At 68.6% G+C, this 18363-nt stretch carries 13 protein-coding genes; 6 read left to right on the top strand and 7 right to left on the bottom strand.

Translation table 11 applies throughout. The features are described 5' to 3' along the window. Positions 1 to 147: 147 nt before the first annotated feature. The 3 genes from JGR78_RS17560 to JGR78_RS17570 are packed head-to-tail and all read right to left on the bottom strand — an operon-like array spanning position 148 to position 6032. A complete protein-coding gene (locus tag JGR78_RS17560) occupies positions 148 to 1686 on the bottom strand; it encodes a phosphatidylserine/phosphatidylglycerophosphate/cardiolipin synthase family protein (protein WP_200559589.1) in 1539 nt (512 codons plus the stop codon). Positions 1687 to 1734: 48 nt separating this feature from the next. Then, positions 1735 to 4875, bottom strand: coding sequence for an efflux RND transporter permease subunit (locus tag JGR78_RS17565; RefSeq protein ID WP_234450993.1), 3141 nt, complete (start codon positions 4873 to 4875; stop codon positions 1735 to 1737). Beyond that, the gene (locus tag JGR78_RS17570) at positions 4875 to 6032 is read right to left on the bottom strand and encodes an efflux RND transporter periplasmic adaptor subunit (RefSeq protein ID WP_200559591.1); all 1158 of its coding nucleotides are present in this window, start codon (positions 6030 to 6032) and stop codon (positions 4875 to 4877) included. Before JGR78_RS17570 ends, JGR78_RS17565 begins: the two co-directional genes overlap by 1 nt. A gap of 244 nt (positions 6033 to 6276) precedes the next feature. On the opposite strand from JGR78_RS17570, the gene JGR78_RS17575 reads away from it, so the two are divergent. Further along, on the top strand, positions 6277 to 7590 hold the full coding sequence (locus tag JGR78_RS17575; protein WP_200559552.1) for an AarF/ABC1/UbiB kinase family protein: 1314 nt from the start codon (positions 6277 to 6279) through the stop codon (positions 7588 to 7590). 12 nt (positions 7591 to 7602) lie between these two features. Here the strand turns inward: JGR78_RS17575 and panC are convergent, their stop codons facing one another. Both panC and panB read right to left on the bottom strand, forming a co-directional pair. Then, positions 7603 to 8457 carry a pantoate--beta-alanine ligase gene (panC, locus tag JGR78_RS17580; protein ID WP_200559553.1) on the bottom strand — a complete coding sequence of 285 codons (855 nt, stop codon included), beginning with the start codon at positions 8455 to 8457 and terminating at the stop codon, positions 7603 to 7605. Further along, positions 8454 to 9278 carry a 3-methyl-2-oxobutanoate hydroxymethyltransferase gene (gene panB, locus JGR78_RS17585; RefSeq protein WP_200559554.1) on the bottom strand — a complete coding sequence of 275 codons (825 nt, stop codon included), beginning with the start codon at positions 9276 to 9278 and terminating at the stop codon, positions 8454 to 8456. Before panB ends, panC begins: the two co-directional genes overlap by 4 nt. Before the next feature lie 326 nt (positions 9279 to 9604). Here panB and JGR78_RS17590 point away from each other — a divergent pair, with 326 nt between their 5' ends. From JGR78_RS17590 to JGR78_RS17610, 5 genes are all read left to right on the top strand, one after another. Further along, positions 9605 to 10840, top strand: coding sequence for a glycine betaine/L-proline ABC transporter ATP-binding protein (locus tag JGR78_RS17590; protein WP_200559555.1), 1236 nt, complete (start codon positions 9605 to 9607; stop codon positions 10838 to 10840). After that, positions 10824 to 11759 carry a proline/glycine betaine ABC transporter permease gene (locus JGR78_RS17595; protein WP_182793059.1) on the top strand — a complete coding sequence of 312 codons (936 nt, stop codon included), beginning with the start codon at positions 10824 to 10826 and terminating at the stop codon, positions 11757 to 11759. Before JGR78_RS17590 ends, JGR78_RS17595 begins: the two co-directional genes overlap by 17 nt. Before the next feature lie 76 nt (positions 11760 to 11835). Continuing rightward, entirely contained in the window at positions 11836 to 12864 is a 1029-nt protein-coding gene (gene proX, locus JGR78_RS17600; RefSeq protein ID WP_220495032.1) for a glycine betaine/L-proline ABC transporter substrate-binding protein ProX, read from the top strand. A gap of 173 nt (positions 12865 to 13037) precedes the next feature. Further along, positions 13038 to 14390 carry a GntP family permease gene (locus JGR78_RS17605; protein ID WP_200559556.1) on the top strand — a complete coding sequence of 451 codons (1353 nt, stop codon included), beginning with the start codon at positions 13038 to 13040 and terminating at the stop codon, positions 14388 to 14390. 342 nt (positions 14391 to 14732) lie between these two features. Next, positions 14733 to 16151 carry a glycosyl hydrolase gene (locus JGR78_RS17610; RefSeq protein WP_200559557.1) on the top strand — a complete coding sequence of 473 codons (1419 nt, stop codon included), beginning with the start codon at positions 14733 to 14735 and terminating at the stop codon, positions 16149 to 16151. Positions 16152 to 16160: 9 nt separating this feature from the next. Here JGR78_RS17610 and JGR78_RS17615 read toward each other — a convergent pair whose 3' ends face one another. Next, a complete protein-coding gene (locus JGR78_RS17615) occupies positions 16161 to 17318 on the bottom strand; it encodes a glycosyltransferase family 4 protein (protein WP_200559558.1) in 1158 nt (385 codons plus the stop codon). Then, positions 17311 to 18270: a glycosyltransferase family 2 protein gene (locus JGR78_RS17620; RefSeq protein WP_200559560.1), complete on the bottom strand. Its 960-nt coding sequence runs from the start codon at positions 18268 to 18270 to the stop codon at positions 17311 to 17313. The genes JGR78_RS17615 and JGR78_RS17620 overlap by 8 nt, the downstream gene beginning before the upstream one ends. Positions 18271 to 18363 lie beyond the last annotated feature (93 nt).

The raw sequence follows: 18363 nt of genomic DNA on the forward strand, positions 1-18363 counted from the left end.
ATTTCTGGATGGTTGCAACATTTGTCGCCTTTGGGGGACGCGCTATCTTGGAGTGCGACTTTGATCCTCCCCACTCGGCTGGGCACCAACAGAACAGCGGCCGGAAGAACCGGCACCCCTCCCCCTCGGCTGCCTCGATCGGGAACCTCAAAGCAGCCACTCGATCGGCAGCAGCCCCACCAGCGCCAGCAGAAGCCGCGAGAACGGGGTCGCGCCGGGCTCTTTCTCATGGCGCATGGCATCTCCCCGGACCGTTTCTTCCCAGACCAGCGCGCCGTCCTGCAGGGACAGGCGGTAGCTGGCATCGAGGAAGGTGGTGGCGAAAGCCCCCGAAAGGCCGGCGGCCAGACGCGGGCTGTCGATCAGCACGCCCATTTCGGTGTTCAGCCCGAAGGACCGGGGGTCGAAGTTGAACGAGCCGATGAAGACCTCGCGCCCGTCCACGGCCATGATCTTGGAATGCAGGCTGGCGCGGGACGAGCCGCCGATGGGCGCGCGCTCTTCCTCCTCGGGGTCGGCGGCGAAGCCGGGCTTCAGCTCGTAAAGTTCGACGCCCGCCGCCAGCAGGTCGGGACGGTATTTCACATAGGCGCCATGGACCAGGATCACGTCGGTTGCATTCTGCGAATTGGTCAGGATGCGGACGCGGGTGCCGGACTGCGCCAGCCCGACCAGCGCCTCGGTGAAGCGGCGGCCCGGCACGAAATAGGCCGAGACCAGATCGACCGAGCGTCCCGGTCCCGCCAGCAGCGCCATCAGTTGCGGGAACAGCAGGTCGTCCACCCTCGCCTGCCCCAGCCCCTTGGCCGGGTCGTCGCTGACCAGCGCCACCCTTGTCCATTCAAGGACCTGCCCGCCCGTCCCGATCGCCGTCACCACATTGGACTGCGCCAGCCGCCCGGCGTAAAGCCGCCCCTCGGCCGAAAGCGCGGCGGCATCGGCATCCGCGACCAGCCGCGCCAGCGCCTCCTCCTGCGGCGCGGGCAGGATCAGCCCCGCCGGATAGGCCGAGCCGCTGGCCCAGTAGCGGTCGAAATCCGCGCCCACGGCATGGGCGGCAGGCCCCGCCACCAGCACGTCGGTGTCGATGTAATGCACCCCCTCGCCGAAGGCGAAGTAGATGTCGCCGATGTTGCGGCCGCCGAGGATGCTCATGGCGCCATCGGCGGTCAGCGACTTGTTGTGCATCCGCCGGTTCAGCCGCACGAAGTCGAAGGCATAGCCCAGGACCTTGGGGCGGCGCAGGATGAAGGGGTTGAACAGCCGCACCTCGACGCCGGCCAACGCATCCAGCGCCGCGAGGTCGGGGTCCAGCCCGGCGATGCCGTTGTCGTCCAGCAGCAGCCGCACGCGCACCCCGCGTTCGGCCGCGCGCCGCAGTTCGTCCAGCAGGATCAGGCCTGTCGCGTCGCGCTGCCAGATGTAATACTGAACGTCGAGCGCCTGCGTCGCGGCCCGGATCAGGGCCACGCGGGCGGCAAAGGCGTCCGGCCCCTCGATCAGCGGCACCACGCCGCTTTGTCCCTCCGGTCCTGCCAGCGCCAGCCGGCCAAGCGGCGTCCCGACTGACGCCTGCACCGCCGCGCTGGCGATCCGCCCCTCCAGCGGGGGCGGGCGAAAGACCAGATGCAGGCCGGCCAGCAGCGCCAGCACAAGGGCCAGAAGGACGGCGGCTTTCTTCAGCATGGGCCCATGAAAGGTGATGCTCGGGCGGCGTCAACAGCGCAGGCGCTGCTATTCCGCCGGCACGTCCCTTTGCTTGCGGCCGCGGCTGTGGAACCATTCGCGCATCGTCTGGATCACGAAGAACAACGCCGGGATCACGAACATCCCGATCAGCGTCATCCCGATCATCCCCCCGATGATCGTGACGCCGACCGAGTTCTGCGACCCCGCCCCCGCCCCTGCCGAGCGCGCCAAGGGCAGCACGCCGAAGATGAACGCCAGCGAGGTCATCAGCACCGCCCGGAACCGCGCGACCGAGCCGCTGACCGCCGCCTGCCGCGGAGTCATGCCGTCGTCCGAGCGGTCCTTGGCGAACTCGACCACGAGGATCGCGTTCTTGGCCGCAAGCCCGATCAGCAGGACCAGCGCAATCTGGACGTAAAGGCTGGTCGGCAGCCCCACCAGCCGCAGGGCCAGCATCGCGCCAAAGGCCGCTGCCCCCAGCGACAGGATGATGGACACCGGCAGCATCCAGCTTTCGTAAAGCGCGACAAGGAACAGATAGGCGAAAAGCAGCGCGATCCCGAAGACCACGATCTCGCTGCCGCTGCTTTCCGCCTGCTGCAGCGACAGCCCCGACCAGGCGAGCGAGAAGCCCGCGGGCAGGGTCTCGGCGGCGATGCGCTCGACCGCGCCCATGGCGGCGCCGGTGCTGACGCCGGGCGCGGGCTGGCCGTTGATCGTCGCCGATTGATACAGGTTATAGCGCTGCACGGTGTAGGGCCCGAGGTCGTCATGCACCGTGACGACATTCTGCAGCGGCACCATCCGGCCGTCCTCGTTCAGCACCCGCAGGTCGAGGATGTCGTCTGCGGTATCGCGGTAAGGCGCGTCCGCCGACAGGTTCACGTCGAAGACCCGGCCCCCAAGGGTGAAGTCGTTGACATAGGCCGATCCGAAATGCGTGCCGATCACGTTGTAGATGTCGCTGACACTGAGACCCAGCCGCTCGGCCCGGGTGCGGTCGATTTCCACGAAGACCTGCGGGACCGAGGCGCTGTAGGTCGAGGTCACCCCCCCGATCTCGGGCGCCTGGTTGGCCTGGCTAACGAAGGACAGCAGCACCTCGCCCAGTTCCTGCGGCGACTGGCCCTGCAATGCCTGCAGCCGCAGGTCGAGGCCGCCGACCGCGCCCACGCCGGGGATCGGCGGCGGGGCGAAGACCCCGATCACCGCGCCGGGGATCGCCGCGAACCGGGCGTTGAGCTGCCCCACCAGCGCGGAAAGCTGCAACTCGTCGCTTGTCCGTTCCTCCCAGGGGATCAGCGAGGCGACGACCATGGCGCCGTTCGGCACCACCGTCCCCTGCAGGATGCTGAAGCCCGCCACCGAGATGGTGTTGGCGATGCCGGGCGTTTCGGCCAGCGTGGCGTTGACCTCGTCCAGCACCTCCTGCGTGCGCGACAGGGATGCCGCGTCGGGCAACTGGATGTTGACGAAGAAGGCCCCCTGGTCCTCGTCGGGCAGGAAGGTCGCGGGCAGGTTGATGAAAAGCCACACCGCCGCCGCGAAGCAGGCGGCGAGGATGCCCAGCGGCACGATCCAGATCCGCAGCAGGAAGGCGACGATGCGGCCATAGCCGTCCCGCACCCAGTCGATGAAGCGGCCGACGTAGCGCAAGGGGCTGCGGCTGCCCCCCGGCCGCGGCGGACGCATCAGCACCGCCGCCAAGGCCGGGCTGAGCGTGATCGCCACCAGCGCCGAGATGGCGAGGCCGAAGCCCACCGTGACCGCGAACTGCCGGTAAAGCTGGCCGCTGATGCCGGGCAGGAAGGCCGTGGGCGTCACCACCGCCAGCAGCACGAAGGTGGTCGAGATGATCGGCGCGGTGATCTGGTCCATTGCCCGCCGCGCGGCCTCGCGCATCGACAGGCTCGGGTCTTCCTCCAGCACATGCTGGACGTTTTCGACGACAAGGATCGCGTCATCGACGACAAGCCCGATGGCAAGGACCAGCGCCAGCAGCGAGATGGTGTTCAGCGAATAGCCCATCACCAGCAGCGCCGCCATCGCCCCCAGCAGCGAGACGGGAATCGCCACCCCCGCCACTACCGTCGCCCGCCAGTCCTGCAGGAACAGGAAGACGATCACCATGACGATGATGAAGGCCTCGACGAGGATTGTCAGGATCAGGTTGACGCTGGAACTGACGAACAGCGTCGCATCGTAGATCACCTGGTATTCAAGGCCGGGCGGGAACTGGGCCGACAGCCGCTCCATTTCCGCCAGCACGGCGTCACGGGTGTCCAGCGCATTGGCGTCGGGCGACTGGTTGACCTGGATCATCGCGGCTTCCAGCCCGCTGACACGGGCCTGCGCGGCGTAGCTTTGCGCGCCCAGTTCCACCCGCGCGATGTCGCCCAGGCGGATCATGGCGCCGTTCGCGCCCTCGCGGATGATGATGTTCTCGAACTCGCGAACTTCGGACAACTGCCCCTCGCCCACGATGGTGTATTGCAGGTCCACCCCGCCTGGCGAGGGTGGCGCACCGATTGTCCCCAGCGAGGCCTGGATGTTCTGCTGCCGGATCGCCGCCATCACCTCGGCGGGCGGGATCGCCAGCGCATCCATGCGCGGGCGGTCCATCCAGACCCGCATCGAATATTCCGCCGCCCCCACGACCGAGGTGTCCCCGACCCCGTTCACCCGCGCGATGGGGTCCAGAAGCGTGGTCGAGGCGTAGTTGGCGATTTCCAGCTCGTCCACGCTGCCGTCCGGGGACAGAAGCGCGATGGCCAGGATGAAGTCGGGGGAACTGGCGTTCACCGTCACCCCCTGCTGCGTCACCGGCGTCGGCAGTTGCGGCATCGCGCTTTGCACCGCGTTCTGCACGTCCACCTGCGCCAGATCGACATCGGTGCCGACCTCGAAGGTGATCGACAGGATGTAGAGTCCGGCGTTGGAACTGGTCGAACTCATGTAGATCATGCCGTCGACGCCGTTCACGGCGGTCTCGATGGGGCTGGCCACGACCTCGGAAATGGTGACGGCATCGGCGCCGGGATAGGCGGCGATGACATTGACCGTGGGGGGCGTGATCTGGGGATATTGCTGGACCGGCAGGATCGCCAGCGCGATGGCCCCCACGATCGAGATCAGCAGCGACAGGACGACGGCGAAGCGGACCCGGTCGATGAAGAAGCGCGACATCAGTTCGCACCATCGGTGCTGGTTACGGCGGCGCCGGCCGTGCCGGTCACGACCGCCTGCTGCGGGGCGACCTGCACCGCCATCCCGTCGGCCAGCCGCTGCAGGCCCTGCAGGACAATGGTCTCGCCCCCCGACAGCCCCTCGGTCACGGCAAGCTCGGTGCCGACCTGCGCCGCGGTGCGGATGCGGCGCTGCGACACGGTGCCGTCGTCGTTCACGACATAGACATAGCGCCCCTCGCGGTCCTGCAGGGTGGCAAGCTGGGGCACCACCGGCAGTTCGGGCGGGGTCCGCGGCCCGACCGAGACGCTGACGAACTGGCCGGGGATCAGGATGCGGTCGGGGTTTTCAAGAACAAGCCGCACCGGCACCGTGCCGGTCGCCGGGTCGGTCTGGCTGGACACGTATTCGGGCCTTCCTTCCAAGGGATAGGCCGCGCCATTGGCAAGGATCACCCGGAAGGCGAGATCGCCCGCCGACAGGTGCTGCCCCTCGGCCTCCTGGCTGCGAAGCTCGATCAGCAGCCGGTCCGAGATGGAAAAGACCACGCGGATCGGGTCGGTCTGGACCAGCGAGGCCAGCGGCCCGCTGGTCGGCCCGACCAGCGCGCCCTGCGAATAAAAGGCGCGGCTGATCTCGCCCGCGAAGGGGGCGGCGATGGTGGTGTAGCCCTGCTGGATGCGGGCGCTCTGCAGGTCGGCCTCGGCCACGGCGACGGCGGCGCGGGCGGCGGCCTCGGTCGCCTGCGCGTCCTCCAGCAGCGACTGGGCGGTGACGTTGCGCTGGACCAGCACCTCCTGCCGGGCAAGCTGCTGCTCGGTGTTCAGCAGTTGCGCCCGGGCCTGGGCCACCCGCGCCTCGGCCGCGCCAACGGCGGCGTCATAGGGGGCGGATTCGATGCGGAACAGGGTCTGGCCCTCATCCACGAAATCGCCCGCGTCGAATTCGACGGCCTCAAGAAAGCCCTGCACGCGGGCGATCAGGTCCACGGCGTCGATCGCCTCGACCGTGCCGCTGAAGACCTCGGCATCCGCGATCGGCTTGACGGCGACGGGGGCCGCCACCACGGCGGGGGGCGGCATCGCGGGCTGCTGGGACAAGGCCGGCTGCGAGGCCGCCACCAGAAGCGCAAGGGTCGCCAGAAGCTGTCGCACCATCGTCCCGCACCTCATGTTGCCTTCAGGCTCAAGCCGGAAGCCGCGGTTCGGTTGCATGGGCGGGGCCAGGAATATCCCGCCGCGGCCCGCAGGGTCACGCAGAAGCGAGGCTATGGCCCTTTCCCGCCCGCGGGCAAGGCCCTTGCGGGACGGGTCCGCGCCCGAAAACCGCGGAGGTGTTCTTTCACCGGCCCCCGCCCGTGCCTATCTGCTGCCCGCACCCCTCGGGCAAAGGGCTTCATCCATGACCGACCGTTTCCGCCGGGTTCCCTCGGCCCGGCTTGCCCGCCTCGCGGGCTTCGGCCGGATCGCCGGCGGCGTCGCGGCCGGGGCCCTGGGCGAAGGCGCCCGCCGGCTGGCGAAGGGAGAGCGCCCGCAGTTGCCCGACCTGCTGCTGACGCCCGCCAATGCCCGCAAGGTGACCGCGCAGCTTTCGCAGATGCGGGGCGCGGCGATGAAGCTGGGGCAGATGCTGTCCCTTGACGCGGGCGACATGCTGCCGCCGGAACTGACCGCGATCCTCGCCCGGCTGCGCGACGAGGCCCATGTCATGCCGCCCCGCCAGCTTGACGGGGTGCTGGCCGGGGCCTGGGGGCCGGACTGGCGCCGCCGCTTCGCCCGGTTCGAGGGACGCCCGCTTGCTGCAGCCTCGATCGGGCAGGTCCACCGCGCCGTCCTGCCCTCGGGGCAGGTGCTGGCGGTCAAGGTCCAGTATCCGGGCGTTGCGGCCAGCATTGACGCCGACATCGACAATGTCGCCACGCTGCTGCGGCTGTCGGGGCTGCTGCCCCCCGGCCTCGACACCGGCCCGCTGCTGGCCGAGGCGCGGCGGCAGTTGCACGAGGAAGCCGACTATGCCCGCGAGGCCGCGCAGATGCGCCGCTATGCCGCGCTGCTGGAAGGTGATCCCCGCTTTGCCGTGCCGCGCCCGGTGGACGATCTGCTGCGCCCCGGCGTCCTGCCGATGGACTTCCAGCCGGGTGCGCCGATCGAGGCCCTTGCGGCCGCCCCCGAGGACCAGCGCAATGCCGCGCTGGCAGCCCTCCTGGACCTTGTGCTGCGCGAATTGTTCGACTTCGGGCTGATGCAGACCGATCCCAATTTCGCCAACTACCGCTGGCAGGCGGACACGGGACGGATCGTCCTGCTGGATTTCGGCGCCACGCGCCCGGTCGCGCCCGACACCGCCGCCGCCTATCGCGGGCTGCTGCAGGCCGGGCTGGCGGGCGACGGGGCGCGTCTGCGCGGGGCGCTGGTGGCGGCGGGCTTCGTTTCGCCCGCGCAGGACCAGCGGCACGGCGCGGTGATCGGGACCATGATCGCCGTCCTGCTGGCCCATGTCGAGGCGAGCCGCGGCGGATTGTTCGACTTTGCCGACCGCGGCTTCGTGGCCGAATTGCGCGAACTCGCCGCGCCGATCCTTGCCGACCGGGAAAGCTGGTGCCTGCCGCCGCCGGGGACGATCTTTGTCCAGCGCAAGATCAGCGGCACCGCGCTGCTCTGCGTGCGGCTGGGGGCGCGGGTGCCGCTGCTGGACCTCGTGGCCCGGCACGGCTGAACGCGGGCCGCCCTACCCGGCCCCGGCCACGGGGACGTTGTCGATCAGCCGCACATCGTCCAGCCATGCCGCCGCCAGCAGGCGGGCGGGGCGGTCGGCGCGGGTCAGCGGCGACAGGTCGTCCTCGGCCCGCAATTCCAGGTATTCGATCTCGCGGAAGCCCGCCGCAAGGATCGCCGCCCGCGCCGCCGCCAGCACCGGCGCGGCGGCTTGCCCCCCGGACAGCGCACGGGCGGCGCGGAACAGCGCCGCGGCGAGCTTGGGCGCGACCGCCCGCTCCGCCGCCGAAAGCCGCAGGTTGCGCGAGGAAAGCGCCAGCCCGTCCCCCTCGCGCACCGTCCCGCAGCCGATCACCTCGATGGGAATGTCGAGGTCGCGGGCCATGCGGCGGACCACCTGCAACTGCTGGAAGTCCTTTTCCCCGAAAAAGGCCACATCCGCCCCGGTCTGCAGGAACAGCTTGGCCACGACCGTGGCGACCCCGTCGAAATGGCCGGGGCGATGGGCGCCGCAAAGCCCCTCGGTCACGCCGTGGACCGAGACGGTGGTGGCGAAGCCCGGCGGATAGATTTCCCCGGCCGCCGGGGCATAAAGCAGATGCGCCCCGGTCGGCCCCAGCTTGGCAGCATCCTCTCCTTCCGTGCGGGGATAGGCGGCGAGGTCGGCGGTGCTGTTGAACTGGCGCGGGTTGACGAAAAGCGTGACCACCACCCGGTCGGCGCGGGAAAGCGCCGCGCGGACGAGGCTCAGGTGGCCGTCGTGCAGGGCGCCCATGGTGGGGACGACGGCGATAGTCGCGCCCTCGGATCTCCAGCGGGCGGTGATGGCGCGCAACTCGGCAAGGGTGGAGACGATCGGGACGCTCATTGCGCGGGTTCGTCGCCGAAGGCGTGTTCCGGCGCAGGGAAGCGGCGGGCGCGGACATCCTCGGCGTAAGCGGCGATGGCGCTGCCGGCGTCGCGGCCAAGCTCGGCATAGCGGCGCACGAACTTCGGGCGGAAGTCCTCGAACAATCCCAGCATGTCGTCGATGACGAGGATCTGGCCATCGCAGGCGGCGGACGCCCCGATGCCGATGGTGGGGATCGGGATGGCTTCGGTGATGCGGCGGGCCAGCCCCTCGGGCACCTTTTCCAGCACCAGCGAAAAGGCCCCTGCCCCGGCCAGCGCCGCCGCCTCGGCGGCGATCCGGTCGGCGTCCCCGCCCCGCCCCTGCACCTTGTAGCCGCCAAGCGTGTGGACCGCCTGCGGCGTCAGCCCGACATGGGCCATGACGGGGATGCCCCGCGCGGTCAGGAAGCCCACGGTTCCGGCCATCCCGGCGCCGCCTTCCAGCTTGACCGCCCCCGCCCCGGTTTCCGCCATCAGCCGGGCGGCGTTGCGGAAGGCCTGCTGCGGGTCTTCCTCGTAGGAACCGAAGGGCATGTCGATCACCATCAGCGCGCGGTCCAGGCCCCGCCGGACGGCCTGCCCGTGCAGGATCATCATCTCCATCGTGACGCCAAGGGTGGATGGCAGCCCGTGCAGCACCATGCCGAGGCTGTCGCCGACCAGAACGAGGTCGCAATGCCGGTCCACCAGCCGCGCCATGGGGGTCGTGTAGGCGGTCAGGCAGGCAATGGGATCGCCCCCCTTGCGCGCCAGGATGTCGGGCGGCGTGATCGCCCGGATGGCTGCCGCTACGCTCATGCCTGCCTGTCCTTTCCCGCCGGATTTCCCGCCCCGCGCAGGGCTGGAATGCGTCCTTCGACCCATGCCGGGAATATACGACAAGGCGCGGAATGGAACCCGCATCATGCCGCGCCTGACGGTCCTGTGCCGCAAGAAGGTTGTTTTCCAAGGCTTCCCGGTATAGGACCCGCCGGGTTCGCAGGTCCCGGACGCTCCTCCTGATGCGTCCTGCCCGCTCGTGATCCGATGCGATTGCAGGGTAGCGCCGCACTTCGGTGTGGGGCCTTCATTCATGTGCCGCCGGTCATCCGGCCGGCGCCGATCAGGGTTGAAGACGGAGCCACATGCAGGATTCAAAGCTGGCGGTAAGCCAGGTCTACAAGGTGTTCGGCAATGACGCCGACGGCGCCTTGCGCCTGCTGCAGCAGGGGAAAAGCAAGCAGGAGATCCTCGCCCAGACCGGCGCGACCGTGGGCGTCCAGGACGCCTCGTTCAGCGTGAAGGAAGGCGAGATCTTCGTGGTCATGGGCCTGTCCGGCTCGGGCAAGTCCACGCTGGTACGGATGCTGAACGGGCTGATTGCGCCCACCGCAGGCCAGATCCTCATCGACGGAGAGGACGTGGCAAGCGCCAGCCCCGCCGCGCTGCGCCGCATCCGGCGCGAGAAGATCTCGATGATCTTCCAGCATTTCGCCCTGTTCCCGCATTGGACGCTGGCCGACAACGTGGCCTACGGGCTGAAGATCACCGGGGTTCCGAAGGACCGGCGCCGCGCCCGCGCGCTTGAGGTTCTGGAGCAGGTCGGGCTCGCGCCCTGGGCCGACAGCCTGCCCTCCGACCTGTCGGGCGGGATGCAGCAGCGTGTCGGCCTTGCGCGCGGGCTCGCCGCCGGATCGGACATCCTGCTGATGGACGAACCTTTTGGCGCGCTGGACCCGCTGATCCGGCGCGAGATGCAGACCGAACTGCTGAACCTGCAGCAGAAGCTGAAGAAGACCATCGTCTTCATCACCCATGACCTGAACGAGGCGCTGCTGCTGGGCAACCGCATCGCCATCATGAAGGACGGCCGCATCGTCCAGATCGGCACCGCGCAGGAAATCGTGACCGCCCCCGCCGATGATTACGTCGCGGCCTTCGTGGCAGACATCGACCGCGGCCGCGTCTTCACCGCCGACGACGTGTCAAGCCCGGCCACGACCCTGCAGCTTCGCCAGACCAGCGTCCGCGACGCCCTGCGGATGATGGAACAGGGGGGCAGCAACGCCCTTTACGTCATGGACGGACTGCGGGTCGCGGGCGTCGTAACCTATCAGCAGCTCGCCGCCTCGGAAATGGACCCCAGCCCTACGACGACGCTGCAAGAGGCGCTGATCACCGACTTCCCCACCGCCGACGCCACGACCAGTCTCAGCGACCTTTACGGCGCGGCCGGTTCCGGCCTGCCGATCGCCGTCACCGACGACCGCGAGCGGCTGGTGGGCGTGGTCGAACCGTCGGACGTGCTGGCGCATCTGTCGGGCGATGCCGGCGCCGAAATCCCCCAGGACAAGGAGCAAGCCCATGCTCAGCCCCGCTGACATCGTGACCCTGCCCTTCGATGACTGGGTGAACGCCTTTGTCCGGGGCTGGCTGGTCCCGAACTTCCGGCCCTTCTTCCGCGCGGCGCAGGTGCCGATCACCTCGGTCCTCGGCTGGCTGGAGGCCCTGTTCCTTGCGGTGCCGATGCTGGTGACGACGGCGCTGTTCGCGGGGGCGGCATGGAAGACTGCCGGGCGCGGGATGGCGATCTTCACCATCCTCGGCTTCGCCTTCGTGGACATGATCGGCCTCTGGGGCGAAACGATGACCACGCTGGCGATGATCGTGACCTCGGTCTTCTTCTGCGCCGTCATCGGCATCCCGGCGGGCATCCTCGCCGCGCGTTCGGACCTCGCGTGGAAGATCATGCGGCCCGTTCTGGACGTGATGCAGACGATCCCGTCCTTCGTCTATCTGGTGCCGATCGTGATGCTGTTCGGCGTCGGCATGGCGCCGGGCATCATCGCCACCATCGTCTTCGCCCTGCCCCCCATCGTGCGGCTGACCAACCTCGGCATCCGCAACGTCCGCGCCGACCTGATCGAGGCGGCCGAGGCCTTCGGCTCCACCCGCTGGCAGATGCTGTGGGACCTGCAGCTTCCGCTGGCGATGCGGACGATCATGGCGGGGCTGAACCAGACGCTGATGATGGCGCTGTCGATGGTCGTCATCGCGGCGCTGATCGGTGGCGGCGGCCTCGGCCTTGTCGTCAACACCGGCCTTGGCCGCATGGACGTGGGCGGCGCGACCGCGGGCGGCGTCGGCATCGTGGTCCTTGCCATCGTGCTGGACCGCATCACCCAGGGGCTGGCCGAGCGGTCAGGCGTCCGCCGCGCCTCGTTGCGCCAGCGGATTTCGGGCCTTTTCCGCCCGCAGGCCGTGCCGGCGCCCGTGCCTGAAACCCGGAAGGCAGGCTGAACCTGCCTCTTTCGCATGGCGGGCCGACCGTTGGCCCGTCCATCCGCAAATCGAAACAAGAGAAAAGGAGACCCGGATGATGTCCCGTCTCAAGCTTCCCCTGATCGCGACTGCCGCAGTGGCGCTGTTGTCCGCCATGCCGGCGCAGGCCCAGAACCAGGACCGCCCCGGCGAGGGCCAGTCGATCACCATGGCCCGCCCAAGCTGGGACACCGGCTGGTTCCAGACCGAGATCTTCAGCCAGGTGCTGCGCGAACTCGGCTACGAGGTGTCCCAGCCGATGACGCTGGACAACCCCGCCTTCTACCAGTCGGTCGCCTATGGCGACGTGACCATGTGGGTGGACGGCTATTTCCCCGGCCACACCACCTACAGCCCGTTTTATGAAAGCGGGGCCGAGGTCGTCGGCGTGGTCGCGCCCCGCGGATCGATCGAGGGCTATCTGGTGGACAAGGCCGCGGCCGAGCGGCTGGGGATCACCTCGGTCGAGGATTTCAAGCGCGACGAGGTCAAGGAAGCCTTCGACCGCGACGGCGATGGCCGCGCGGACCTGGTGGCCTGCCCGCCCGGCTGGGCCTGCGAGATGGTGCTGGAACATCACATCGAGGCCTATGACCTGCGCGACCACGTGAACCCGATCAAGGCGGGCTATGCCGCCGCCATGGCCGACGCGGTCGCGGCCCATGGCGCGGGTGAGCCGGTGTTCTTCTACACCTGGACGCCCAACTGGACGGTGAACGAACTGGTGCCCGGCGAGGACGTGGTCTGGATCGAGGTTCCCGAAGTGGACCTGCCTGCCGACCTGATGCACCTGGCGGATTCCGCCACCAGTCCGGGGATCGAGGGCTGCGTCAGCGATCCCTGCCGGCTGGGCTTTCCGGCCAACGACATCTCCTCGGTCGTGAACACGGCCTTCCTGGACGAGAACCCGGCCGTGCGGGCGCTGCTGGAAGCCGCCGAGATCCCGGCGGCCGAAATGTCGGCGCAGAGCGCGAAGATGAACGCGGGCGACACCGACATCGTGGCCCATGCCACCGCATGGATCGCGGAAAACCGCGCCACCGTGGACGGCTGGCTGGAACAGGCCCGCGCCGCCGCGCGCTGACCCGACAGACAGGATGCACGGAACAGCGGGCGCCGGGAAACCTGCGCCCGTTTTCGTCACGGGCCGGAATGGAACCGCCGGGCAGGTTCGGGCGCTGGGGTTCATCCAATGCCCGCTCGCCATTTCGTGAGGAGCGGTGAACGGGCATCCACCTGCGGAAAGGAACAGGCCCCATGGTCGTGTTGCACTGCGCCGTTGCGATCCTGCTGGTCATCCTTCTCATCATCCGCATGCGGGTGGACCCGGTCATCGCGCTGGTGCTGGGTTCGCTTTACCTCGGGCTCGCCTCGGGGGTGGGTTTCACCGGGACGCTGGCCGCGATCACCTCGGGCTTCGGCGAGATCATGGCCAAGGTCGGGCTGCTGATCGGCTTCGGGGTGCTGATCGGCTCGCTTCTGCACGCGACAGGGGCCTTCAAGCGCATCGTCACGGTGCTGGTCGCAGGCGTCGGGCCACGGCGGCTGCCCTATGCCATGGCGGCGGTCATGTCGACGATCTTCCCCTCGATCTATGTCGATGTGCAGGTGGTGCTGGCCTCGCCGGTCGCCCGCGCGGTTGCGCCCCATGTCGGGCGGACCGGCCTGCCGCTGCTGGCGGGGGCCATCGGCACGGGCATCTTCTCGGGCTATGTCTTCGTGGTGCCGGGGCTGGCCGTGCTGCTGATCGCAGGCCAAGTGGATGTGAGCCTCGGGGCCTGGCTGTTCTGGGGCCTGATCCTCGGGCTTTCCACCGCGCTGCTGACGACCTTCCTGTTCCAGATGCTGCTGCGGACGCGCTACTGGAAACCCGTCTCGGACGAGGACCCCGACGACGCGATGGAGGAGGTCGAGGCGCATGACCGCGCGGTCGAGGAGGTGCGGGACGTGAACATCCCCAGCCTGCCCATGTCGGTCGCGCCCATCCTTGTGCCGCTGCTGATGATCGCCTTCGGGGCCTTCGCCGACCTTGCGGGCATCACCAACGACTTCATCGATTTCATCGGCAACGCGAATCTGGCGCTGTTCGTCGGGCTGCTCTGGGCCTATCTGCAGGCCCGCCGGTCCATCGGGATCGAGCGCAGCAACGCGGCGGTGTCCGAGGGCTTCCATACCAGCGGCGAAATCCTGCTGATCACCGGGGTCGGCGGCTCGCTTGGCGAGGTCATCGGCGCCTCGGGCATGGGCGAGGCATTGGCGGGTCTGTTCTCGGCTGACGCCAGCGGGTCGGTCCTGCTCAGCATCCTGCTGGCGTGGTTCATCGCGGCGGTGCTGCACCTGGCCATCGGCTCGGTCTCGGTGGCGGCGCTGACGGCCGCGGGCATCATCGGGCCGATCATCCCGCAGCTTTCCGTCTCGCCGGTGGTGATCGGCCTCGCCATCGCTTCGGGGTCGCTGTTCGCGGTCCATGTGAACAGCAACTTCTTCTGGATGTTCAAGGCGTTGCTGGGTCTCTCCACCTCGGGCGCGCTGAAGACGCTGACGGTCGTCACCTCGCTGGCGTCGCTGGTATCCCTGCCCATGGTGTTCCTCGTGAGCCTGGTTCTCTAGAGCCTCGCTCCGCGTCTGTTCCCGGCGCATTTCCCGTCACCGCAGCCGCTCGGCAACCCGCCCCTTCCAAGGTGGCGGGGCGCTGGCGGTTGTCGGATTCAGGCGAGGATTCCCTTCGACGATCTGGCATAGTCCGGCCGCTTGAAGGGAAGATAACAAATCATTGAGAATCACAACCGCAGGTTGTAAGCGTTCTCTTGCCGATGCTTCGGCGAAGCTACGCCGAGCGGATTTCCCCCATGCTGACAAGGTGATGGGGTGTGCCGTAACCCCTCCGCCGGCACTATCACAAAGGGAACCTGCTGAATCATGGCAGCAAGAGCAAAACCGGGACAGTTGGGCATGGCGACTCCGTTCGGAGAGTTGCTGGGACGTTCCACGGCAGAGATGAATGCCGAAATCGACGACTATGTGGCGCTCGGCGTCGACTGGGTGCGCTTGGACATCCACTGGAGCCTTGTCCAGCCCCGCGCCAACGGCAGCTTTGAATGGTCGCAGGTGGACAAGGTCTTCAACGCCCTTGACGCCAAGGGGATCAAGGTCACGGCGGTGCTGAACAACACCCCGAACTGGGTGGGCGACAACCTGTCCAGCCGCGCCGACCAGGAAGCCTTCGGCCGCTTCGCAGGCGCTGCGGCGCAGCGCTATGACCACATCGTGGACCACTGGGAAGTCCTGAACGAGCAGAACAAGAGCGGGATCACGCCCCAGAACTATACAAGGGTGCTGCAGCAGGCGCATGACGCGATCAAGGCGGTGAACGGCGATGACGCTGTCATCACCGGCGGCACCGCGGCGGTCCCCTCGACCGGCAACGGGATGTGGGGCGCGGTCGACTACCTCAAGCAGATGTATGACGCGGGGGCCAAGGACTATTTCGACGCCGTGGGCTACCACCCCTACAGCTTCCCGCTGATGCCCAGCAGCGACAAGTCCTACAACGGCTGGCAGATGATGGAAGACGGCATCCGCAAGACGATGGTGGACAACGGCGACTCGCACAAGCAGGTCTGGATGACCGAGTTCGGCGCCAAGCAGGCGGGCAATGGCCTGACCGTCAGCCAGGGCGACGCGGCGCGGATGCTGCGCGATGCCGTGGACATCGCCGAGGACCTGCCTTGGGCCGGGCCGATCATGTGGTTCTCGTACCAGGATTCCAGCTTCGAGCCGGGCTTCGGCCTGCTGGACGGCAACGGCAACCGCCGCGAGGCCTACTGGGCGTTCAAGGAACTGGGCACCCAGGACGGCGGCTCGGGGCCTGTTTCCTCGCCGCCGCGGGGCGAGACCGAACAGCCCCCGGTTTACGCGGCACCGCCGCCGCAGCAACCGGCCCCCGACTCGGGTTCCGGGTCCGACAACGGCCGGACCATCGAGGGCGGCAGGGGCAACGACGTGCTGCACGGCACCAGCGGCGACGACATCCTGATCGGCCGGGGCGGACAGGACCGCTTCACGGGCGGTTCGGGCCGGGACACCTTCGTGTTCAACGAAACCGGGTCCTATGACCGCATCACCGACTGGGAAAAGGGCGACAGGATCGACCTGCGCGGCCTTGATGCCGATTCCGGGCGCTGGGGTCACCAGGGCTTCGACTTCGTCGGCTCGAACTGGCTGCGGGACGCGGGCGACCTGGGAGTCTACACCAGCCGGGCGCATAACAAGACCTATATCCAGGCCAACACCGACAACGACCGCGAGTTCGAGGTCAACATCGTCCTGGACGGTATCCACCAGCTCAGCGCGTCGGACTTCCTGATCTGATCCGCAGCTTTACAGGATATGGCGGGCGCTGACGACTCCGGCGCCCGCCTTCCCTGCCAGCAGCTCGTTGTAAAGCGCCGTGACCTTGGCCGTCATCTGCGCGGTCGTGTAGCGGGCCAGATAGCGGCGGCGGCCGTTTTCGCCGAAGCGGGCCAGTTCGGCGTCCGAGGTGGCGCGGATCATCGCCACGATCCCCTGCACGTCGTCGGGCTGGAACAGCCGGCCCGTCTCGTTATCGACGACGATGTCCTGCAGCCCGCCCACCTGGCTGGCAAAGACCGCAAGCCCCTGCTGCATCGCCTCGGCGGCGACAAGGCCGAAGCCTTCCCAGCGAGACGGGACCAGCAGCAGGTCGGCCCGGCGATACAGGTCGAAGACCGTCGCGCGGTCCTGCCAGCCGATGATGCGGACGTTGTCAGGGCAGTCCGGCAGCGCCTCGTCCGAGGTGATGCTGCTGCCGATGGCGACGGCCTCGGCATCGTCCCCCAGCTCGCGCATGACCTCGAGGAAGGTGTCGAAGCCCTTCTGCCGGTCGAAGCGCCCGGCGAATGCGATCAGCCGGCGGGCGGGCGCGGGCGTCAGGTAGTCGCCCGCGATCCCGTTCCCCGGAGGCGGGCTGATGCCGTTCTCGATCACCACCAGCCGGTCGGGGGAAATGCCCGCGGCCAGCGCCTCGCGCCGTTCGTGGTCCGAGATGCAGACGATCCGCTCGGTCACGCGGGCCAGCAGCCGTTCCACGAGGGCCGTCGCCCGCCGCATCCGGCTTGAGCCTTCGCGCGAGAAAGCCCAGCCATGCGGGCAATAGACCACATGCGTCCCCTTGGGGATCAGCGGGAAGAAGGCGCGGATCGCGGCGCCGGCGAAGGTCGAATGGATATGCAGGATGTCGGGCCGGGTCCGGCGGACATGGCGCAGCGTCAGCAGCGCCATCCGCAGAAGCGCCCGGACCGAGCCGCGGCGGTGGCGGAAGGTGATGAGGCTGAACCGCGGACCGGACAGCTTCGACAGCGCCTCGCGGTTGATTTCCGGGGTGATGACGTCGATCTGCACATCCGCAAGGCTGTGCAACTGCTCGCCCACCAGTTCCTCGAGATAGGTCACGACACCGCCCAGGGGGGCTTCGGTCACATGAAGGATGCGGTGCAGGGGGGGGTTGGCGTCACGCATGGCGCACCTTTGTCACGGCGTCGCGCAGGCGGCCGTAGATCCCCGGCGCCGCGCCCCGCGCCAGCAGCATGGCGGCGCGGCTGGGGCCGAGGCCGCCATGGCGGATCGCCGAGGCCAGCAGCGACAGGGCGCGCAAGGGCCGGGTGCGGACGATCTGGGGAACAAGAAAGCGGGCGAGATAGCCGTGCATGGCGCGGGGCGACAGCCGCCCGGCCTGCCGCGCCGCCCATTCCAGCACCTCGGCCTGCGAGGTGGTATAGCTCAGCCGCCCGGCGGCGCGGTCGTCGTGCCAGATCACCTCTGGCTCGGGCAGCATGCGGAAGCGGGCGCCCGCCTCCTCCAGCCGCAGGCAGAGGTCCAGATCCTCGAGGCAGCGCAGGCCGCGGTCGAAGCTGACCCGCGCGAACAGCGCCCGCGGGATCACGAGGGTCGAGGTCTGCATCAGCCCGTCGTCCGCGAACAGGTAGTCGCCCACGCTTTCATCCGGGCCGATGGCGCGCGGCGGCTTGACCATGCGGTTGCCGTCGCCGCGGTCGAACAGCAGCGGCGAATACCAGACGGTCAGTTCGGGCGCGTCATCCTCGCGGATCGCCGCGTCCAGCCGCTGCAGCTTGCGAGGCAGGAACTCGTCGTCCGAATCGAGAAACGCAAGGAATTCGCCCGCCGCCGCCCCCGCGCCCGTGTTCCGGGCGGCCGAGGCGCCCGCATTGGGCTGGCGGATGCAGCGGATGCGGGGGTCGCCCATGGCCTCGACCGCCGCGGCGGTGTTGTCGCGCGAGCCGTCGTCCACGACGATCACCTCGAAGTCGGGGAAGGTCTGGGCCAGGCAGGATTCGATCGCGCGGCCGATGGTGTCGGCGCGGTTGTAGGCCGGAATGACGATCGAGAATCGCGGCGGGCCGCCTGCGCGATCGCCGCCGGGCGCTGCTGCATTCCTGAATGTCCGGTTCATCAAGGCCGCCGATGCGAAACGTGGAGATCGTTATATAGTTAATAGGACGCCTCAGATCACTCGAAGGCAAACCGAAATGTGTTTGACAGGCGG

Source organism: Paracoccus sp. MC1862, assembly GCF_016617715.1.
GTDB lineage: Bacteria > Pseudomonadota > Alphaproteobacteria > Rhodobacterales > Rhodobacteraceae > Paracoccus.